The organism is Sphingobacterium sp. UT-1RO-CII-1, assembly GCF_026711005.1.
Taxonomy (GTDB): Bacteria; Bacteroidota; Bacteroidia; order Sphingobacteriales; family Sphingobacteriaceae; genus Sphingobacterium.
This window is the reverse complement of the sequence record NZ_JAPPVJ010000006.1, coordinates 266,070-285,947: the sequence shown is the minus strand read 5'-3', so window position 1 is coordinate 285,947 and position 19,878 is coordinate 266,070. Positions and strand designations below refer to the sequence as shown.

19 protein-coding genes are annotated in these 19,878 nt (G+C 36.2%); 3 read left to right on the top strand and 16 right to left on the bottom strand.

Annotation, left to right across the window (positions count from 1 at the left end; all coding sequences use genetic code 11):
- Positions 1-214 precede the first annotated feature (214 nt).
- On the bottom strand, positions 215-598 hold the full coding sequence (locus tag ORI89_RS14895) for an SRPBCC domain-containing protein (protein WP_268231295.1): 384 nt from the start codon (positions 596-598) through the stop codon (positions 215-217).
- A 46-nt stretch (positions 599-644) separates the two neighbouring features.
- Here ORI89_RS14895 and ORI89_RS14890 point away from each other — a divergent pair, with 46 nt between their 5' ends.
- Positions 645-2,006, top strand: a complete 1,362-nt coding sequence (locus ORI89_RS14890; RefSeq protein ID WP_268231294.1) for a methyltransferase RsmF C-terminal domain-like protein — start codon at positions 645-647, stop codon at positions 2,004-2,006.
- Here the strand turns inward: ORI89_RS14890 and coaBC are convergent.
- The 3 genes from coaBC to ORI89_RS14875 are packed head-to-tail and all read right to left on the bottom strand — an operon-like array spanning position 1,993 to position 4,521.
- Positions 1,993-3,204, bottom strand: coding sequence for a bifunctional phosphopantothenoylcysteine decarboxylase/phosphopantothenate--cysteine ligase CoaBC (gene coaBC, locus ORI89_RS14885; protein ID WP_268231293.1), 1,212 nt, complete (start codon positions 3,202-3,204; stop codon positions 1,993-1,995). The genes ORI89_RS14890 and coaBC overlap by 14 nt on opposite strands.
- Before the next feature lie 23 nt (positions 3,205-3,227).
- Positions 3,228-3,557, bottom strand: coding sequence for a DNA-directed RNA polymerase subunit omega (locus ORI89_RS14880; protein ID WP_268231292.1), 330 nt, complete (start codon positions 3,555-3,557; stop codon positions 3,228-3,230).
- 34 nt (positions 3,558-3,591) lie between these two features.
- Entirely contained in the window at positions 3,592-4,521 is a 930-nt protein-coding gene (locus ORI89_RS14875) for an outer membrane protein assembly factor BamD (RefSeq protein ID WP_268231291.1), read from the bottom strand.
- A 224-nt stretch (positions 4,522-4,745) separates the two neighbouring features.
- Here ORI89_RS14875 and ORI89_RS14870 point away from each other — a divergent pair, with 224 nt between their 5' ends.
- Both ORI89_RS14870 and ORI89_RS14865 read left to right on the top strand, forming a co-directional pair.
- The gene (locus tag ORI89_RS14870) at positions 4,746-5,021 is read left to right on the top strand and encodes a NifU family protein (RefSeq protein WP_268231290.1); all 276 of its coding nucleotides are present in this window, start codon (positions 4,746-4,748) and stop codon (positions 5,019-5,021) included.
- A 114-nt stretch (positions 5,022-5,135) separates the two neighbouring features.
- On the top strand, positions 5,136-5,726 hold the full coding sequence (locus ORI89_RS14865) for a hypothetical protein (protein WP_268231289.1): 591 nt from the start codon (positions 5,136-5,138) through the stop codon (positions 5,724-5,726).
- Positions 5,727-5,729: 3 nt separating this feature from the next.
- On the opposite strand, the gene ORI89_RS14860 is transcribed toward ORI89_RS14865, so the two are convergent.
- From ORI89_RS14860 to polA, 12 genes are all read right to left on the bottom strand, one after another.
- Positions 5,730-6,959 (bottom strand): FtsX-like permease family protein, encoded by a 1,230-nt coding sequence (locus ORI89_RS14860; RefSeq protein ID WP_268231288.1) that lies wholly within the window; start codon positions 6,957-6,959, stop codon positions 5,730-5,732.
- Positions 6,960-6,962: 3 nt separating this feature from the next.
- A complete protein-coding gene (locus ORI89_RS14855) occupies positions 6,963-7,604 on the bottom strand; it encodes an MBL fold metallo-hydrolase (protein ID WP_268231287.1) in 642 nt (213 codons plus the stop codon).
- Positions 7,605-7,622: 18 nt separating this feature from the next.
- Positions 7,623-8,201, bottom strand: coding sequence for a gliding motility lipoprotein GldD (gene gldD, locus ORI89_RS14850; RefSeq protein ID WP_268231286.1), 579 nt, complete (start codon positions 8,199-8,201; stop codon positions 7,623-7,625).
- Positions 8,188-8,937 (bottom strand): shikimate dehydrogenase family protein, encoded by a 750-nt coding sequence (locus ORI89_RS14845; RefSeq protein WP_268231285.1) that lies wholly within the window; start codon positions 8,935-8,937, stop codon positions 8,188-8,190. Before ORI89_RS14845 ends, gldD begins: the two co-directional genes overlap by 14 nt.
- Positions 8,937-10,343: a tetratricopeptide repeat protein gene (locus ORI89_RS14840; RefSeq protein ID WP_268231284.1), complete on the bottom strand. Its 1,407-nt coding sequence runs from the start codon at positions 10,341-10,343 to the stop codon at positions 8,937-8,939. The genes ORI89_RS14845 and ORI89_RS14840 overlap by 1 nt, the downstream gene beginning before the upstream one ends.
- A 209-nt stretch (positions 10,344-10,552) precedes the next feature.
- Positions 10,553-11,947: an OmpA family protein gene (locus tag ORI89_RS14835; protein WP_268231283.1), complete on the bottom strand. Its 1,395-nt coding sequence runs from the start codon at positions 11,945-11,947 to the stop codon at positions 10,553-10,555.
- Between the two features lie 244 nt (positions 11,948-12,191).
- Entirely contained in the window at positions 12,192-13,205 is a 1,014-nt protein-coding gene (locus ORI89_RS14830; RefSeq protein WP_268231282.1) for an inorganic phosphate transporter, read from the bottom strand.
- Between the two features lie 26 nt (positions 13,206-13,231).
- Positions 13,232-13,879 carry a DUF47 domain-containing protein gene (locus ORI89_RS14825; protein WP_268231281.1) on the bottom strand — a complete coding sequence of 216 codons (648 nt, stop codon included), beginning with the start codon at positions 13,877-13,879 and terminating at the stop codon, positions 13,232-13,234.
- Between the two features lie 66 nt (positions 13,880-13,945).
- Complete coding sequence (locus tag ORI89_RS14820) at positions 13,946-14,983, bottom strand: sensor histidine kinase (RefSeq protein WP_268231280.1); 1,038 nt, start codon at positions 14,981-14,983, stop codon at positions 13,946-13,948.
- Positions 14,984-15,034: 51 nt separating this feature from the next.
- Positions 15,035-15,691 carry a phosphatidylserine decarboxylase family protein gene (locus ORI89_RS14815; protein WP_268231279.1) on the bottom strand — a complete coding sequence of 219 codons (657 nt, stop codon included), beginning with the start codon at positions 15,689-15,691 and terminating at the stop codon, positions 15,035-15,037.
- Between the two features lie 200 nt (positions 15,692-15,891).
- Positions 15,892-17,010, bottom strand: coding sequence for a toxin-antitoxin system YwqK family antitoxin (locus ORI89_RS14810; protein ID WP_268231278.1), 1,119 nt, complete (start codon positions 17,008-17,010; stop codon positions 15,892-15,894).
- Positions 17,011-17,012: 2 nt separating this feature from the next.
- Positions 17,013-19,802, bottom strand: coding sequence for a DNA polymerase I (polA, locus tag ORI89_RS14805; protein WP_268231277.1), 2,790 nt, complete (start codon positions 19,800-19,802; stop codon positions 17,013-17,015).
- Positions 19,803-19,878: the final 76 nt, after the last annotated feature.

The window sequence follows — 19,878 nt, the reverse complement described above, 5'->3', positions numbered from 1 at the left end:
TTCCGAACAGAGCAGTCAAGCCCGCCAGAGCCGATGGTATTGCCGTAACAGGTGGGAGAGTAGGTCGGTGCCTAATTTTATACAGAAAGCCTTTGCTAGATCAGCAAGGGCTTTTTTGTGTTATAGCGTTTTTATTAAACCTAGGAACCCTTAAAAAATTGAGTTGTAATTTTTTTACCTACTTTAGGTTTGAATTATGAAAAAGAGGAAGATATTAGTCTTCCTCATAAAATTCGATCAAAGACGCTATGTAAGTATCGTCCCAGCCTTCTATAATGTCTTCATAAGCTTCGGTGGGAATATTTGTATGGTTTACTTCGAATGATGTTCCTTTTTTGTGTCCATGTAGCTTTATGGTCACGATAGACTTCTCTTCTTGGTCGCCAAAGTACCACTCCTGAACAATTTTTTTATAGAGTTCTAGTTCTATGAATCTACCTGTAATTGCTCCGTCCCATAAAGAAAACTCTCCACCGGGAACGGGATCTATAGTTACTAGGTCACCTGTCCAAAGTCTTATCGTAGTTTCAATTGTTAAAGCTTTATATATCTCCTCTGGAGTAGCAGGAATTATATAATATTTTTTAAAATCTTTCATCTTTTTTTTGATTGTGGTAAATTTACACAGAATTTAATGATATACTATGGGTAACTTTCTTCCTAATGAGCTAATAAGGCGATTAAATGAACAGTATAATTTTGATACAGAATCTTTTCTTGATTCGCATAATGATGCTACAAGAATAACTTCTGTTCGTTTGAACCCAGATAAGCCGTTTAGAGGGTTTGATTCTATGGAACGGGTGCCGTGGTCGGATAGTGGTAGATATTTGGACGGGAGACCTGTTTTTACCTTAGACCCTTTGTTTCACGCTGGCTGCTATTATGTACAGGAAGCTTCGTCGATGTTTTTGGAACATGTTATTGAAAAGATAGGGTTTAAGGACTCTTCTGCAGTAGCTTTAGATTTATGTGGTGCACCTGGGGGTAAATCAACGTTACTTAATAGTAGTTTGGGAAAGAGAAGTTTATTAGTTGCAAATGAGGTTATCAAAACGAGGGCTCTTGTCTTGAAGGAAAATCTTGTACGCTGGGGCAATCCTAATATTGTTGTTAGCAATAATGATCCCTCTGCATTTTCTAATTTGCCGAGTTTTTTTGATTTTATGCTAGTCGATGCTCCATGCTCGGGGTCAGGTATGTTTAGAAAGGGAAGTCATGCTATTGACGAGTGGTCATTAGCTCATGTTAAATTATGTAGTGAAAGGCAGCAGCGGATTTTATCACAGTCTATAAATACGCTAAAACCTGGTGGTTATTTAGTTTATTCGACATGTTCTTATTCTAAGGAGGAAAATCAGGATATTTTAGATTGGTTGATTACGGAATATGATTTAGAGACTGTACGTATTCCTATAGATGCTGAATGGGGAATTGATGAAGTTTTATCTTCTTCTGCGAACGCATTTGGTTATAGTTTCTTTCCACACAAAGTAAAGGGAGAAGGCTTTTTCTTGGGTGTTTTAAAAAGAAGAATGGGAGCGATATGCGAGGAGAAGAGGGTTAAGTACAATTTTGAGAAATGCTCGACAGATGTAGTTAACAAATGGGTAAAAGATGTTAGTGAATATGAATCGTTTATAATAGAAGGACATTTACATATTTTTCCTAAGCTGTTTATGTCTAAGTTAGGAGTCTTGAAAAAACAATTGTATTTAAAGGACGCGGGCACTACTATAGGTCGTTTATCTGGAGCTGATCTAGTACCTTCTTTTGAGTTGGCTCATAGTACCGTAATTAATGAGGATATTCAATCGCAAGAAGTGAGTTTGGATGTTGCACTGGCATTTTTGCGTAAACAGACATTAGATATATCGGATTTTAAAACTGTTAAGACTGGTTGGTGTCTAGTTAAATATCTAGGGGTAAACTTGGGCTGGGTTAAGGTGTTGAGTAATCGTATAAATAATTATTATCCTAAAGAGTTGAGAATTATGAATTTATAAAGTTCTGATGCTCTATAATATGCCTGCAAATATCTTTAGCGACTTCAGTTTTGCTTTTTAACTGGTATTTGCTCTCTTGATTGTTTTTAGATATTATAGTTATTTTATTGGTATCTGAACCGAAACCTGCACCTTGATCTTGCATAGAGTTTAAGACAATAAAATCTAAATTCTTTCGAATCAGCTTGTTTTTAGCGTTTTCTAGCTCATTATTAGTTTCTAAGGCAAAGCCTACCACGGTTTGTTTTTTTTGTTTTTGTGCACCGAGGAAAGCTAATATGTCATTTGTTTTTTTAAGCTGTATAGTAAAGTCTTCTGTAATTTTTTTTATTTTTTGTGTAGCAACTTCAAGAGGAGTATAATCAGCAACTGCAGCGCTCATTACTAAAATGTCAGCCTCTGGAAAGTATTCTTTGCAATTATCAAACATTTGCTGAGCAGATAGAACGGGAATTGTGGTAACTCCTGCTGGTTTAGGAAGCGAAGTAGGGCCTGATATTAATGTTACAGTAGCTCCTAGTCGCTTTAATTGTTCTGCAATAGCATAACCCATTTTCCCACTGGAATGGTTACCTATAAATCGGACAGGGTCAATTGCTTCGTAGGTTGGCCCTGCTGTTACTAAAGCTTTTTTACCTTTTAATGGAAGGGAATTTGAAAAAAAATCTACTATAAATTCTAATATTTCTTCCGGCTCGGCTAATCTACCCTCCCCCACTAAGCCACTTGCTAGCTCTCCTGTCCCTGGGCTAATAACTTTATTGCCGTAGGATATTAATTTAGCGACGTTGGCCTGAGTCGTCGGGTGTTTCCACATATCTAGATCCATGGCTGGAGCGAAAAAGACGGGACATCTAGCTGATAAGTAAGTAGCGAGAAGCAAATTGTCGCAAGCGCCCTGCGCCATTTTACTTAATGTGTTGGCAGATGCCGGGGCTATTAGAAGCAAATCAGCCTTTAATCCCAATTCTACATGGTTATGCCACTCTCCATTTTGTGGGTTGTAATAATCAGATAAAACTGGATTTTTTGATAGTGCTGCTAGTGTTAAAGGTGTTATAAACTCTTTGGATTCGGGTGTCATAATAATCTGTACACCGACACCTTTCTTGACCAATAGGCGAGTAAGTGAGGCTATTTTATATGCGGCAATACTGCCGCATATCCCAATTATTATTCTCTTTCCCTGTAAAAGCATCTTTAGATGAGCTTTTTATAAATTTATTCTTGATCCTTAGATGGGTTTCTATAATAAACTTTATCGTTTAAGAACTCGTCAATAGCAACTAAAGTAGGTTTTGGTAAACGCTCGTAATATTTTGAGATTTCAATTTGCTCACGGTTTTCGAAGACTTCTTCCAAATTGTCGCTTGTGCTTGCGAATTCTGCTAATTTAGCGTTTAACTCTTCTTTAACTTCTACTGCAATTTGATTTGCTCTTTTTGATATAACAACAATAGATTCGTATATATTGCCTGTTTGTACATCTAAATCTCTTAAATCTCTTGTTACAGTTGAATTAGGCGTAACAGTTTTTTTATTCTGACTCATTATAAAAGTGTAATGTAAATGTTCTGTGTTAAATTTATTTATTATTAGCTTCAGCAGCAGCAGCCTTTGCTTCAGCCTCTTCCTTAAGTATCCCTAATTCTAACTGCTGTTGTTCGCGCAGTCTGCTCGATTCCTGAATACGTCTAACTACATAAGCTATTTGTTTTTCAGCGTTATGTCTTAGATCATTGGCTTCTTTAGTATGTTTACTATTCGGGTAATTTTCGACAAATATTTGGTAATAATCGATGGCCTCGTTGTAACGTGCCTCTTGTCTGTGAGGCATACTGTTTTCAGCAAACAAATATTGTGATTTTAAAATTAAAAATTCAGCCTCCTCAGCATACTTAGTATCGGGGAATTCACGTAACATACTTTCTAAAGCAATAACGGCAGCTCTGTAGTCATCGGGTTGCCCCATGTCGAAGTATAGTTTTGCATTTGAAAATGCTTTAAGCTCTAATTTATCTCTTAACTTCTGAATGAGGTCCGCAGCTTCTATAGCTTTTTCTCCGTCTGGATAGAGGTTGATGAATAACTGTAATTCATCAATGGCTTTTCTACTGTTTTCTTGGTCTAGTGCAGCGCGTGGCGAATCGACATAAAAACAGTAAGCAGACATAAATCTGCATTCTTCAGCTCTTTCGCTATTAGGGTATGTGGTTGCAAAGTTTTTAAAATGGTAGCGTGCTGAAGTGTAATCTCTTAAGCGGTAGTTGGTATAGGCCATATAATAGTAAAGGTCTTCCGCCTCGGCCTGACCTCTATATTTTACCATCAGGTCATCAAATAGTGTATAGGCCTTTGTATACTTCTTTTTTTCATAAAACTTGATGGCCTCTTGATATTTCATGGCGATGTTATTGGAAGCTCGTAGCTTTTCGAACTTACTTTTGCAGCTTGCCAGTAAAAGAATAACCGTTACAAACGCCAATAATGATACAATACGTCTATTTAACAACATTTTACAAATATACGGGAAATTCAAACAATATTCAATTAAATTTTAATGTCGCAATATACTCGAATTGTTTGCTTGAATATATTAATTGATAGTGTTTTAACATTCTTTAACCACGTTTTTTTAGGGATGTCAGTATAGTGTTGAAATATGCGGCTTTGTTTTATCTGTATCTGTTATATTTTAATAAATTGACTATCTTTACAAGAAATAAATATTGATAGAAGATGACATTACTAGAGAGAGTAGAACAAGCATTAGACTCTATTAGGCCTTATTTAGAGACGGATGGAGGTAACGTAGCGATTGAAGAAATTACTCCGGATAATGTGGTGAAATTAAAGTTATTGGGGACCTGTGCAAGTTGCTCGATGAGTATTATGACATTTAAAGCTGGTTTGGAGCAAGCAATCAAGAAAGCTGTTCCTGAAATTACCGCTGTTGAAGCTATTAATTTAACAGATATAAATGACCCTAATGCTATCACTCCACCAGGGTTTTAATTGAAGGTTAACAAAATTTAACAAGACTCTTCATAGAAGATTGGCTAAATTTGGATTATGGTTTTGAGGATATCATGTTTGCTTTCGATTATTTTTTTATTTTTCTCGCATTCTGTGAATGCGCAAGAAAGGAAGATATTGCAATTTAGCGGACTGATCAGTTCGGTAGGAGGGGAGCTACCAGTACCTTATGTAACTGTTACTAATCTTAGTTATAATAATCAAGCTTATGGAGCTGATCATGAAGGCTACTTTAGTTTCGTCGCACATGTTGGAGATACTTTGAGATTTACCTCTGTTGGTTTTGAGACTCTAGAATATGTAATCCCCAATACTACTTCCGATAAGTATACTGCAAAAATAAGTATGAAAAGCATGGTTATCGAGCTACCTGCTGTTACACCTTTTCCTTGGGCTAGTATAGAAGAATTTAACATTGCCTTTATGGCATTGGATGTAAGTGATGATGCCATGATGCGTATCCGGAGGAGTTTATCTCCCGATGCATTAGCTGCATTGTCTAAGGTAGTGCCTCGTAGTGGAGAGGAAATGCACATGTTTAATTCGATGCATAGGCATATTAATATGACAAATAAAAATATCAATCAGAAATATGCAAATCCCTTGCTCAATCCCTTTGCTTGGGGATCATTTATAAATTCAATTGTGAAGGGGGATTATAGCCGTGAGCGGCTTAAATACTAATCATTAGTTTATTGTTCTGGTTGTAATTTGTTTTACACTTAATTTTGAGGCGACGTATGATACTAGTGCCGAAACGGTCATAACCGTGAAAAATACTAATATAAAATCTGTGGCTCTGATATCCACAGGGTAGGTTTCCATGATGGCTACTATTCCGTCATTAGGTTTAATTATCCCAAAGCTTTGCTGTATTAAGCAAAATGTTAAACCTAAAAATATACCAGCAATACTTCCAAAAAAGGCAATCATTAGACCTTCATAAAAAAATATACGCTGAATAAGTTCGTTATTTGCTCCTAAGCTAGTTAGGGTAAGCATATCTTGCTTTTTATCTATTACCAACATAGTTAAGGAGCCAATTATGTTAAAAATAGCAATAATGCCTATTACAGTAAGTATAAAGAACACAACCCATTTTTCAGAGCGGACTGTTTTATATAGCATAGGATTTTGTTGCTCTCTATTCTTAACTAAATAGTCGGTTCCTAATTCTTTTTCTATTTCATTTTTCAGGGATTGAATTTTTGTGTTTTCTTTAGTATAAATTTCAATCGCTGAAATATTAGTATGTTCATTAATTAGATCTTTTGCAAACTCTAATGGTGTAATTATTAGATCGTCAAAGCCAGGTTCGTACTGCAGAACTGCGCGAGGGGAAATATAGCGAGTATTTACTTCGTCTAATGGATTAATAGAAGTGCCGGTGGCGCCTTTCCTAGGAGTAAAAAGCTTAATTCTATTATTTGGACCGTGAATAGGTATGCGCAGGTTTGATTGCACTTGAGCGCCTAATATGGCGTAAGGTTCGCCATCTATTAGTATGTCGGTGTCGCCAGCATATAGTATGCTGGATCTTTCTATAGGGTTTAGGCTTTCGGGCTCGACTCCTTTAATTTTAGCAATAAACTGGTAGTTATTGTATTCTATTAATACTTTTTCTTCTAATGTTTCTGTATAACTTTCAATTTTCGAGTTTTTTCGGAGCTCTGTGAAAAACTTGTTATCGGGAGAAAATGTCTTGCCAATAGTGGGTTCAATCCGAAGCTCAGGAGCGAAGTTGCTATATAAAGATAGTATTAGTTTTTCCATTCCATTGTAGAAAGACAAAACTATAACTAATGATGCACTACTTACCAAAACACCTACAACACTTATTGTCGAAATGATGTTGATGGCATTTACCGACTTTTTCGAAAATAAATATCGACGGGCAAAAAAAAGTGCGGTTCTCATAAACTATGCGCGTATGAAAGGGTTTGTTGTCTTTTCGAAGCCCACTGTAGTGAAGGGGCCATGGCCAGGGTAAATTATAGTGGATTCGGGCAAAGTATATATTTTTTGTTTAATATTTTCCATTAGTTGCTCGTGATTCCCACCTGGTAGGTCTGTTCTGCCTATACTGTTTTTGAAAAGGACATCCCCCCCAATGATAAACCCTTGTGCTTCGGAATAAAAGCATAAATGTGCTGGTGAATGGCCTGGAACAAGCAGTGCTTTTAGTGTATTTTTTCCTATTAAAATAGGATCTCCTTCTTGTAGAAAAGTCTGTGGTATAGGTGATGTGTCATACCTGAATCCGTACATGGGGGCTATATTTTCAACTGTAACAAGTAGAGGCAACTCTCCTTCATGAAAGTTAGGCATGAGCCCGTAAGTGTCATGAATAAATTTATTTCCTAATACATGATCTATATGACAGTGTGTGTTATAGAGGGCAATAGGGGTTAGATTGTTATCTTCAATATATGATGTTAGTGTTTTCTCTTCTTTAGGACCCGACATGCCTGGGTCAAATATAGCGCAGTTACCATCTTCATCGGAAACAATATAACTGTTTTCCTGAAAGGCGTTGAATGTAAAGGAATGTACTTTTAGCATAGTACTCAAAAATACTAATTATTTCCATTCGAAGGTATCAACAATATGATCTATATCCCGGCGTAAAAAATCTAAAACAGGCTGAATAGAGTCTAGGTTTGGTTTTTCATTAAAATAAAGGGCTGCTCTTAAGTATTTATTGGTGCTATCTGTTAGAAAAAATTGTAGATTAGACGCCGTATTTCCTTTTATTAAATAGGTTAATCCGTAAACATTTTTATGCGTTTTATTTATAGTAATTTGATCAATTGCTGATGCCTTTGCCGAATGTTTAAAAGCAAATGTGCGGGCGTCTTCTGTGAGTTGATTTAAATTGGCTTTTGAACTAATAGGGAAGTAGCTAATATGCAGTGTGGCATTGAAAGTTGGAAAATCTAGATTCTTCCAATATCTGTTTGTCCCTTCCGATGAATCTATATTTAAAGTTGCATAGGAAGGAATTTCAAAAGAATAGGGGAGATCTTCTTTTATTGAAAGGTATGTTTTTTCAGGAAATGAAATTCTATAAAACCCGCGAGGCTTTGGAGAGAAGTCTGCGTTGTTGCAGGCTGTAAAACTAATCAGTAAAAGAAATACTAGTATTTTATACAGTTTCATTCCAAATATCCCAATTTTTATCAGCTTGTTTAACGAGCATTTCATATCCATTTTTAATGACTGCGTTTCTTTTTCGCCCTTCTTTTAGGAAGGCTGTCTCTTCGGGGTTGTATATTAAATCGTATAATAAATGCTGTTCTCCTATTCCTTCATAAGGAATGGTAGGCGATTCGTCGACATTAGGAAATGTGCCCACTGGCGAACAGTTGATGATCACCTGATGGTTTGTGATCACCTCTTTGTTTAGATCGGCATATGTTAAATCACCATTTTGCTTACTTCTACTAATAATTTTAAAAGGAATCCCCAGTTTTTTTAGTGTGTAAGATACGGCTTTCGCCGCTCCTCCATTACCTAAGATTAAAGCCTGTTTATGTTGTTTTTTCAGTAAAGGTTTTAGTGAGACTTCAAAACCATAGGCATCTGTGTTATATCCTTTTAGAAAGGGGATGCCTGCTTTTCTTTTTATAGTAATGCAGTTTACCGCTCCTATTTCTTTAGCTTCTTCTGAGATGTCATTTAATAGCTTTATTACTTCTTGTTTATAAGGAATTGTCACATTGAAGCCATAGAAACGCTCATCTTCTGTATAGAGCGAAGTTAACTCCTCTATCGAGGGAATGGGGTATAAATCATAGTCTATGTCTTTGATGTTTTCATTTAGAAATTTATCTAGATAATATTTTTTTGAAAATGAATGCCCCAAAGGGTAACCTAATAAACCCAGTTTTTTCATTAATTGCTAGTGTATTTTTTTATGATATCTACTATTATTTGATTTCCTTGTAATTGCGGGAGATAGTCAAATAATATATAAAACTTTTCAGGATTCGTGTCTAATCCGAGTTCTAAGAAATTGAGAGCTTCATTATAATGGCCATTGGCGAAGAGATAGGCTACAAGTCTATAGTATAGTTCTGACGCCTTAGGATTTGCTTTAATTGCCTCTTCCATTATGTGGATGGCTTCACTGTACTGCCCTTTTTCAAAGTATATTGATGAAAAATCTAACCACGCCTCTATGTCATTTGGACTCAACTCTACTACTTTATTATAGGCATATACCGATTTCTCAAACTGGTTAAGTTTATAGCGTGCATCAGCTGTTGCAAACCAATAGTCTGGGTTAAGGTCGTCTATTTCCAGTGCTTTTTTGTAAAAATGTAGAGATTCGAAATATCGATCTTCAAAGTCTAGTGTCACTCCTATTCCAAACCAAGCATCAGCTAGATTTGGGTCTAATTTTACACCTTTCTTATAGTTCTCGCGTGCCTCCTCCATTTTTTCTAGCTTTTCGTAACATTCTCCTATGGCGCAATAAACATCAGCTGTGGGAGTATCATATTCAAATGTCTTTTTATATACTTCAATTGCTTCAGTAAACTTTAATGTGCTTACCAAAGCATTTCCTTTATTGAAATAGGCGGGAACAAATGCTTCATTAATTAAAATGGCGTAATCATATGCGTCTATAGCTTCTTCAAAACGCTCTAGCTTATCATATATGACGCCTAGATTATACCAAGCAGCATAAGAATAAGGGTCCTCATTTATATGGTCATGATAAAAACTAATAGCGTCATCAGGTCTTTCTAGTATATCATAACAAAATGATAAGGCATGAAGTGCGTCATCATTTTCCATGTTTTTTTCTAAAGACTTTTTAAGACAGAATACAGCTCCTTCATAATCACCTTTCAGTTGATAAAGCTCTGACATTTGGTAATACGCTTCGGCATTATCATCGGCATAATCTATTGCCAATTTAAGGTAGTTTTCTGCTTTCTCGGTATCTCCCTTTAGTAAATATAGGTTTCCTTTCAGTAGGTAAACTTCTCCATTTGTGGGCTCTAAAATAGTTGCTTTATCGAGTTGTTCGAGTGCCTTGTCAAACTTTAACGATCTCGCTAAGAGTTGAGCTTTTTTTAGCACAAATATAATATTATAGGGGTGTTGGTTAGTAGCAAACTCTACTACTTGTAGCGCTCTTGCTAGTTCGTTTTTGTCTGTATAGTATTCAATGATACTTTCGAAAGCTTTGGTATCAAAGAAGTACTGATCTTCATTACGTAACATTTCCTCGTACCGATCTACAGAGAACTTTTGCTCTTCGGGCGACTCAAATTCGAAATCTTCTTCCATGTCAGTCCTTTCGTTTTAATTATTAAAGAATTGCTCTTTCATCCTCACTACAGAAGAAATTTATAAAGAAAATGTGATTTAAAACTATTTTGTTTTCCACATTTTCACATGTGACTTTACAAATATAGTTTAAACTATTCGTTATAAATACGGAAGCCGATCCTTTTGAGGATCGGCTTCCGTATTATTATAATTACAAATACTTATAATTATTTTTTGATCTCTACACGACGGTTTTTAACACGGCCTTGTTCAGTTGAGTTATCTGCAACTGGGTTAGCCTCTCCGTAACCGTTAGCGTTGATGCTTGATGCAGATACTCCAGCGTTAACTAGGTATTGTTTTACTGCGTTAGCACGGTCTTTAGATAAGTTTAAGTTGTAAGCTTCGCTACCTTCAGCAGAAGCATAACCGTCTAAAGTAACTGATGATTTGTTATCACGTAGTTCTTTAGCTAATTTATCTAAAGTAGAGTAAGATTCAGTTTTTAAAACTGAGCTATCAAACTCAAACTGGATTGGTGAGTAGTAAGCTCCTGTTGTCGCAGAGTTAGTTACTACTGGCTCAGGAAATTTAATAGGACAACCTGATCCATCAACTACAGTACCAGCAGGAGTTCCTGGGCATTTGTCAAATTTATCAGATACACCGTCTCCGTCAGAGTCTTTGCTTAACTGATCAACAGTACCTTCTAAAGTAGATACGCGTTGTTTCAATGCTTCTAGCTCATTTTTCATTGATGGGTCTCTTAACTCATCGTATAGAGTAGCTGCAGGGTTAGCAAAAGTTAAGTTTTGCTTGTCGCGTGATCCTAAAGTAAATTCTAAACCACCATATACGTTAGCGTAACGTTGTTTTGAATCACCGTGTCTGTTAGGTCCGTATAATAAAGCTTCGTCAGTGAAGTTCATTGTGTAACCTAAGTTTAATGCTACTACTTCAGATAATTTGAATTTAGCACCAACGCCTACAGGAACGATCATACCTAAACGGTTGTCTTTGTCACCTTTGTGTTCTCTATCTCCTAGTACGTCATCACCCCAGTTACCTTTGTTGTTGTATACTTCACCACCACCAAAATCGTTGTTAGCAAATTGAACAGGGTTATAAGCAAAAGCTCCTAAACCTACTTTAGCGTAGAAGTTAACAGCGTTTTCTCTTCTTAAGAAGTCAATAGTACCTAATTGGAAAACTCCGTTTAAGCTTGCTGCCCAATTAACATCAGTTTGTGCAGATTTAGCTAATTTCCCTTGAGATCCTGATCCTGCTTCGAAAGCGTTATTTTTGTTGAAAGTTTTGATCTTTCCACGGTTACCTTCTAACTCTAATCCGAATAAGTGAGAGAATTGTTTACGTACAGTAATTCCGTAGTACTCGCCAACTTTATTTTGGAAGTAACCAACTTTCTGACCGAAAGCGTTGTTACCACCGATAATTGTGTTAGGCGTAGTGATACCACCTTGAACACCGATAGACCATGTTCTGTATTGTGATCTTCCACCAAATACTGATGGGTTAGTTTGCGCTTGAGCATTCTCAGCGAAGCCTAAAGCGGCTACTAAGGATGCTGCAACAGCTGTTTTCTTAATTGTAGAATAGTTCATACTCTTGTTTTTAAGGTTATTTAAAATTTTTAATTGTTTTCAATATAACTATTTAACATTACTTAACAATAACGATGCCAAAGGCGTTGTTATGGATGTTTTTTTTGTTAAAAAGATAAATTTCCATATATCGGTAAAAGTATCCGTGTAAAAGTATGTAATTTATTTATACTCCCCAAATAAATTAGTGTTTTTTAGTTGATTGTCGACAAAACTCTATACTAAGTGTATTTAAAACACAATTCTAAAGAATATAATGTATGATTGCTAGGGTGATACCCCCTAAAACTGCACTTACAGGGATGGTCAAAACCCAAGCCCATAGTAAACTAATTGTCACACCCCAACGAACTGCGGATACTCTTTTTACTAATCCTACTCCTATGATTGAACCTGTGATCGTATGGGTTGTCGAAGCTGGTATTCCAAAATGCTCTGTGATTCCTAATGTAAGAGCTCCTGCGGTTTCAGCAGATACTCCTTCTAATGGAGTTACTTTAGTGATTTTTGTACCCATCGTTTTTACAATTTTCCATCCTCCACTCATTGTTCCTAGTGCTATGGCTAGGTAACAGGATAATGGGACCCAATTGGGCATGGCTTCAAAGTTTGGGATAACTTGTTCGGCTATTAAAGCAGTTGCTATAATTCCCATTACTTTTTGGGCATCGTTACCTCCGTGGGCGAAGCTTAGGGCAGCGGAGGAAATAAGTTGACAGATTTTAAACCATTTTTCAGCGACAGCTGGACGTGAGTTTTTTGCAATATTCATAATAATCAAGGTGATGATTATTGAAATGAACATACCGAGTATGGGGGCTAAAACTATGAAAGAAACGGTTTTTAAAATTGCGCTTTGGTTTATGGCCTCGATCGGGTTTGCCCCCATTATTAGGGCATAGGCCATCCCTGAGCCGGCAAAGCCTCCGATTAATGTATGGGAAGAGCTTGATGGAACACCATAATACCATGTAAATAGATTCCAAGATATTGCTGCGATTAAGCCAGCAAATATGACTTCAAGGGTTATATACTCATCGAATACTGTTTTCGCTATGGTGTTTGCTACTTTATGATCTGTAAAATAAAAGTAAGCAGCAAAATTAAAGATAGCTGCCCAAAGAACAGCCATGAAAGGTGTAAGTACTTTTGTGGAAACAATGGTAGCGATTGAATTAGCCGCATCATGGAATCCATTGATGTAATCAAATGCAATTGCCAAGATGACAACCACGATTAATAAAGTTGAAATGACCATATTATCTGTGCTTTTTTAGCAATTATTTAAGCATTTTTTACAAGAATACTTTCCAGCACATTTGCCACATCTTCACATTTGTCAGTAGCGTCTTCCATAGCAGAAAGGACTTCTTTATTTTTAATTAATGTAATGGCATCTTTTTCAAATTCAAATAATTCACCTACAGCTTTATCAAAAATATAGTCAGCTTTATTTTCTACGCTATTAATGCGCACACAGGAGTCTGTAATTTTCCTAATGTTTTTAAGATCTCTTAATTCATTCAGAGCTGTAGCAACATGTTCTGTGGCTTCTACAATAAGGTCTGTTATTTCCTGCATGGCTTGGCTTGGTGTTTGTATTTTATACAACTCCATTCGATTTGATGCTCCCTGAATAAAATCAGCGACATCATCGAGGGAGCTTGCCAATGAGTGTATATCTTCGCGGTCAAAAGGTGTAATAAAGTTTTTGCCTAACTCCAGATGAATTTGATGTGTTATATTATCCCCTTTATGCTCTAAGTCTTCTAACTGTTTGTTTAGCGCAGCTCTTTTTACCAAATCGGTTGAGTATACAGTTTCCTGTAACAGTTTTGCCATTACAATTAAATTGGCGCCAGCTTGTTCAAACAAGGGGAAAAATTTTTTGTCCTTCGGGACGAAATATTGAAAAATACTATTTAGTGACATAGTGATTTATATTTTGTGCAAATGTATGAATGCAATGTTAAGTTAATGTTAAGTTTTAAAATATGTTTAACTAAATTGTTTTGCGAGTGCGAGCGTGAAACCGAAGGTTGTTCCTATACCTTTTGTACTTCTTACATTCACATTTTGTTGATGTGCCTCAATGATATGTTTCACAATTGCTAGTCCTAAACCTGAGCCGCCAATCTCTCGTGATCTACTTTTATCAGCGCGATAGAAGCGTTCAAAAACGCGGGGAAGACTTTTTTCATCAATTCCTAATCCGTCATCTGTTATTTCTACAAGCACTTGATCAAATAATAGAAAAGTTGATATTTTAGTCCTGCCGCCTGTTTTACCATATTTTATAGAATTATCGATAAGGTTAATCAAGACCTGCTGTATTCTTTTTCGGTCTCCTTTTACCTGAATAGGTTGTGGAGACTTACCCCCGTAAACAATTGTAATGTCGCTTTTACTAGCTTTATCCTCCAGGTCCTCTATACATTCTTTTATAAGAGCGATAATATCAAACTTTTCGATGGATATAGAGATAACTCCAGTTTCTAGTTTTGATATTTCGTCTAAATCTTGAATTAGATAACTTAGTCTATCTAGGTTTCTAGATGCTTTTTCCAGAAAATTTTTGGCTATTTCAGGATCGTCGTCAATTAAGCCATCTAGTAAGGTTTCTATATAGCCTTGTGTCGCAAATAAAGGGGTTTTAAACTCATGAGATATATTTGATAGAAACTCTTTTCTGAATTGCGCTTGTTCTTTTAGTTTATCGATTTCGGAGACTTTTTGCTTTGCCCAAGCCCTCACTTCGCGCTCGGTATCAGCGATTGGATCATCTGCAATTTGTTCGCCTAGTGCGTCACGTAGATCTTTTCCAAGTTTAAGGTTGTGAATTAACTTGTAGACATTCCTAATTCTTTTATAGATATAGCGTTCAAATAAATTTTGGAGTATTACAAAACTGAAGGCAGTAATTGTTAGTAAAATAAGGAAGAAGAGACTAAGACTATTTCTGTGTAAATAGTCTACGAAAGATATCGATAATCCAATTGTAATCGATATTAAAAGGATGAATAATCTAAAATTCATAAAAAAAGCTTCGTAAAACGAAGCCTAAATTACAAATACTGTTGCGTATTATTACGATAACTTTGCGATAATTGTTTTACCGCCAATAACTTTATCTCCGATTTTGACATTTATTTCTGTTCCTAATGGTAAAAAAATGTCTACTCGTGAGCCAAATTTTATAAACCCAAATTCATCACCTTGGGTAACTTTATCATTTTCTTTTACATACCAAACAATTCTACGAGCTAAGGCTCCCGCAATTTGTCTGAAAAGAAATTCTACACCTGAGGCATTTCGGACTACTACGGTCGTTCTTTCATTTTCTGTTGATGACTTAGGGTGCCATGCTACAAGAAATTTTCCAGGATGATATTTAAAATACGAAACGACACCACTGACAGGGTTTCTATTGACATGTACGTTTATGGGAGACATGAAAACAGAAACTTGAAGTCTTTTTTCTTTAAAATACTCTGTTTCTTCTACTTCTTCTATCACGACAACTTTCCCATCAGCAGGACATAGCACTATGCTTTCATCTGGCACTACATGTTTTGTAGGACTTCTAAAGAACTGAAGAACTACGATAATTAAGAATGCAGAAATAGCGTAAATCAACCACTTCACTAATTGAGGAGCCATATAGTAATCGGCAATAGCATTGATGATAAACGCAAACAATACAACTACAGCTAGGCTGACATATCCTTCTTTGTGGAATTTCATTTTATATATGTATCAAATATCTTTAGCGCAAACTTATATAAAGTTACATTCCTATGCAAGCTTTAAAAGTTAGGGCTTCATTATTTTTCTAGAAACATTTTTTATAACTATCTAGTTTTGCTTTTTTAAAAGCTAAAATAAAATTTTAATATCTCCTTTTTGAGATGATTATTATGAATACAGGACAAAATTGGCAGAGCTTATTCTGCATGCATTTCTCGTTTGATCCTGAAGCTATGAAACTGCATTTTACCTTCTTTATCAACTGTAATTTTGCCCGATACATTAAGCGTATCGTCTATTGGCATGCCATTTACGTTTAAACTAGGGAAGTAATAAGGTACTTCAAGTAATACTGATTCAACTGCTTTGTTAAGCTCTGTAGGTTTTAGAGCTTTAACGGCTGTCGCCTTTTCGGGATGACCTTTACTACTGAGGGCTATTTGAAAGGTGAACTCATCCTCAAAAGGCTCTATGCCCGATACGCTTGTTAGTATGCTGTTGAACTTGTCCGATAGGTAAGTGTAAAAACCGCTGTAGTCATCAAAACTACATTCTTTAAAGTTTAGTGTTTCTGCAGTGGTGAAGTATTCTGTCGGAAGTATACCTATGGGTTGTGTATACTCTTCGTCTAAGAATAAATTATAGGCTTCTGTTAAAAAGCCACTTTTACTATATATCTCTTCAGCTAATAGTGTTTTGCGATTTTTTTCATCAACGACATGTGTTGTCCAATATCCGTTGGGGACACCGTTTTTAAGTTTTCCTTTTCTTTCAAAAAATGGAAACCCATATTCGTTATAAAAGACGTAGGGCATTTTAAATTCATAGTTCCCGTTGCCTTCTTCCACTCGTTTAATACCAATTTGGTCCCAGACAGTTGTGATTTTCACCCCCATATTATCATAGTTTACCTCAAACATCGGCTTGCCATCAGGGTAGTAGTAGTTCCAAGTGCCGGTCGGGCGGTCTTTTTCAAACATAACCTCCCATTTTTTTTGACCATTGGGGTGATAAGCTGTGAAAACACCTTCTTTAACACCTTCATTGTAGAATCCAGTTAATACGATTTTTCCATTAAGTCCGAAGTCTTTGAACTCTCCATGAAAAACATTTTTGGCAACAATAAACTGAGAAATCCGTTCGATGGATTTGAATTGACAGTTTTTATCTACGAGGTAGTAATAATTATCAAAATAGAATCTTACTAAACCTTCGGGAGCGGGTTCGAAAAAGACCTTGCTTTTTGCGGTGTCTTGCTGTGCAATAGCGGTTCCCGCAAAGAAAAATACTAAGTAAAATAAAATGTGTTTTATCATGTTTAATGTGCTTCTAACCAATTAGAACCTTTTCCAATTTCCACTTCAATAGGGACATGTAGTGAGATAGCATCTTTCATGCGCTCAACTACAATTTGACTGAACTGTTCTACTTCCTTTTCTGGTACATCAAATACGAGTTCGTCATGAACCTGCATAATCATTTTGCCAGTTAATTTATTCGCTACTATATCTTTTTGAATATTAATCATAGCAATTTTTATTAAATCTGCAGCAGAACCTTGTATAGGAGCATTGATAGCGTTTCTTTCTGCAAAACCGCGGACCGTCATGTTTGCAGAGTTGATATCTCTTAAATAACGTCTTCTTTTCAATATTGTTTCTACGTAGCCATGTTCTTTAGCAAAATCTATTGTTTTGGACATATATTCTCGTATTCCTGCATATTGCTCGAAATACTGTTCAATAATTTCTGCTGCTTCTTTTCTTGGGATGCCTAAGTTTTGCGATAGACCAAAGGCGGATTGGCCGTAGATGATTCCGAAATTTACCGCTTTAGCGTTGCGGCGTTGATCAGAAGTGACTTCATTTAGCTCCATGCCATAAACACGTGCTGCAGTAGCTTTATGAATGTCATGTCCGGCACTAAATGCTTCAAGCATGTTTTTGTCTTGGCTTAATTCGGCAATTAATCGAAGTTCAATTTGGGAATAATCGGCAGATAATAATACGTTATTACTATAACGTGGAATAAAAGCTTTGCGAACCTCTCTTCCTTTTTCTGTTCGTATCGGTATGTTTTGTAGGTTGGGATTGGTTGAGCTTAAACGGCCAGTTGCTGCAACAGCTTGGTTATAAGAAGTGTGTATAAGGCCTGTTTCCTTACTTATTAACGTGGGGAGAGCGTCAACATAGGTGGATTTAAGCTTTTGAAGTTGGCGGAAGTTTAATATGTCCTGTACGATATCTGATTTGTTTGCCAAGGTTACCAAAACCTCTTCTCCTGTTTTATATTGTCCTGTTTTAGTTTTTTTAGCTTTAGGATCGAGTTTTAGCCTATCAAATAGCACTTCCCCCAGCTGCTTTGGTGAGGCAATATTAAAGGTTATACCTGCTTTTTCATAAATAGTTTCTTCTAACTTTCGCACATCTTCTTCAAGAGATTTTGAGAAAACTAAAAGAGTTTCTGTATCTATCTTGACGCCGTTTTTTTCAATCTCTGCTAAAACGTAAATTAGCGGAAACTCTACCTCCTCTGCCAGCTTTAGTGTTTTTGCTTCAGCTAATAAGGGTTTAAATACATTATATAATTGCCAAGTAATATCGGCATCTTCTCCTGCATACTCTTTTACTTTATCAATAGGGATATCACGCATATTTAGCTGGTTTTTTCCTTTTGGACCGATTACGTCTACAATTGGAACTGGCGTATAACCTAGATAGTTCTGGGCCAAAATGTCCATGTTGTGACGGGTGTCTGGGTCAATCAAGTAATGTGCTATCATCGTGTCAAAAAGTGGGCCTTTAACCTGCACGTCATAACGCGATAGTAATAAGATGTCGTATTTAATGTTTTGCCCTATTTTTTCAATTGCTGTATGTTCAAATACTTCTTTAAAAATATGTACCGTTTTTAAAATATCGTTATGCTCACCGTCTGTCGGTACATAATATGCTTTGCCGTTTTCAAATGAGAATGACATGCCAACCATTTCTGCAGACAGCGCGTCAATAGATGTTGACTCTGTATCAAAACAAAACTTTTCTAGTGTGGCTAATGTGTTTGCCAATTTTTGTTGTCCCTCAACGGTATTTAGCAATATGTATTCGTGTGCTGTGTTTTCTATATTTAAAGTAGGTACAATGGGTTCGTTTATTGCTAATGCATCTTTCTGTTCTTCCGCTATAGGAGCGAATAAATCCATCTGCCCGGTATTTGCTTTGGTCTCTACGACATTGAATTCTTCTCCAAAAACACGTTTTCCTAGCGTTCTAAACTCTAATTCAGCAAATAAAGGCTCTAATAGCTCTCTATTAGGTTCTTTTAACGTTAAGCTTTCTTGATTAAGTTTTACTGGTACATCTAGCTGAATGGTGGCTAGTTTTTTAGAGATCAGACCCTGGTCGGCAAAATTCTCTACATTTTCTTTTAGTTTTCCTTTGAGTTGGTCACTATTCGCTATTAGGTTTTCGACAGAGTGGTACTCTTTCATGAGTTTTTTTGCTGTCTTTTCGCCGATTCCTGGTATGCCAGGAATATTATCGACAGCGTCTCCCCATAGTGCAAGTATATCGATGACCTGGCTAACTTCATTTATCTCCCATTTTTCAAGGACATCATCAACCTTGAGTATTTCCGCACCATTGCCCATACGAGCGGGTTTGTAAATAAATATATTATCTGAGACCAACTGAGCAAAATCTTTATCTGGGGTCATGCAGTAGACAGTAAAGTCTTCTTGTTCTGCTTTTTTAGCTAGTGTACCTATGATATCATCAGCTTCATAACCATCTTTAGTTATAATAGGTATGTTAAAGCCTTCAATAAGCCGAAATATATAAGGGATGGATGCCGCTAAATCTTCGGGCATTTTTTCTCGGTTTGCTTTATAAGCTTCAAACTCGATATGTCTATTTGTTGGGGCTTCTGTATCAAAAACTACTGCTATATGAGTAGGGTTTTGGTTTTTTAGAATTTCTAATAAGGTATTGGTGAAGCCCATAATAGCTCCAGTATTTAACCCATATGATGTTAAACGAGGTACTTTACTTAATGCAAAGTAAGCTCTATATATAAGAGCCATCCCATCGAGGAGGAACAATTTTTTCACTTGTTTTTAATTTTAGTGTGTATCACAAAGTTAATAAAAACAGTAAACCACCGAATTAATATTTTTTTGCGACTTT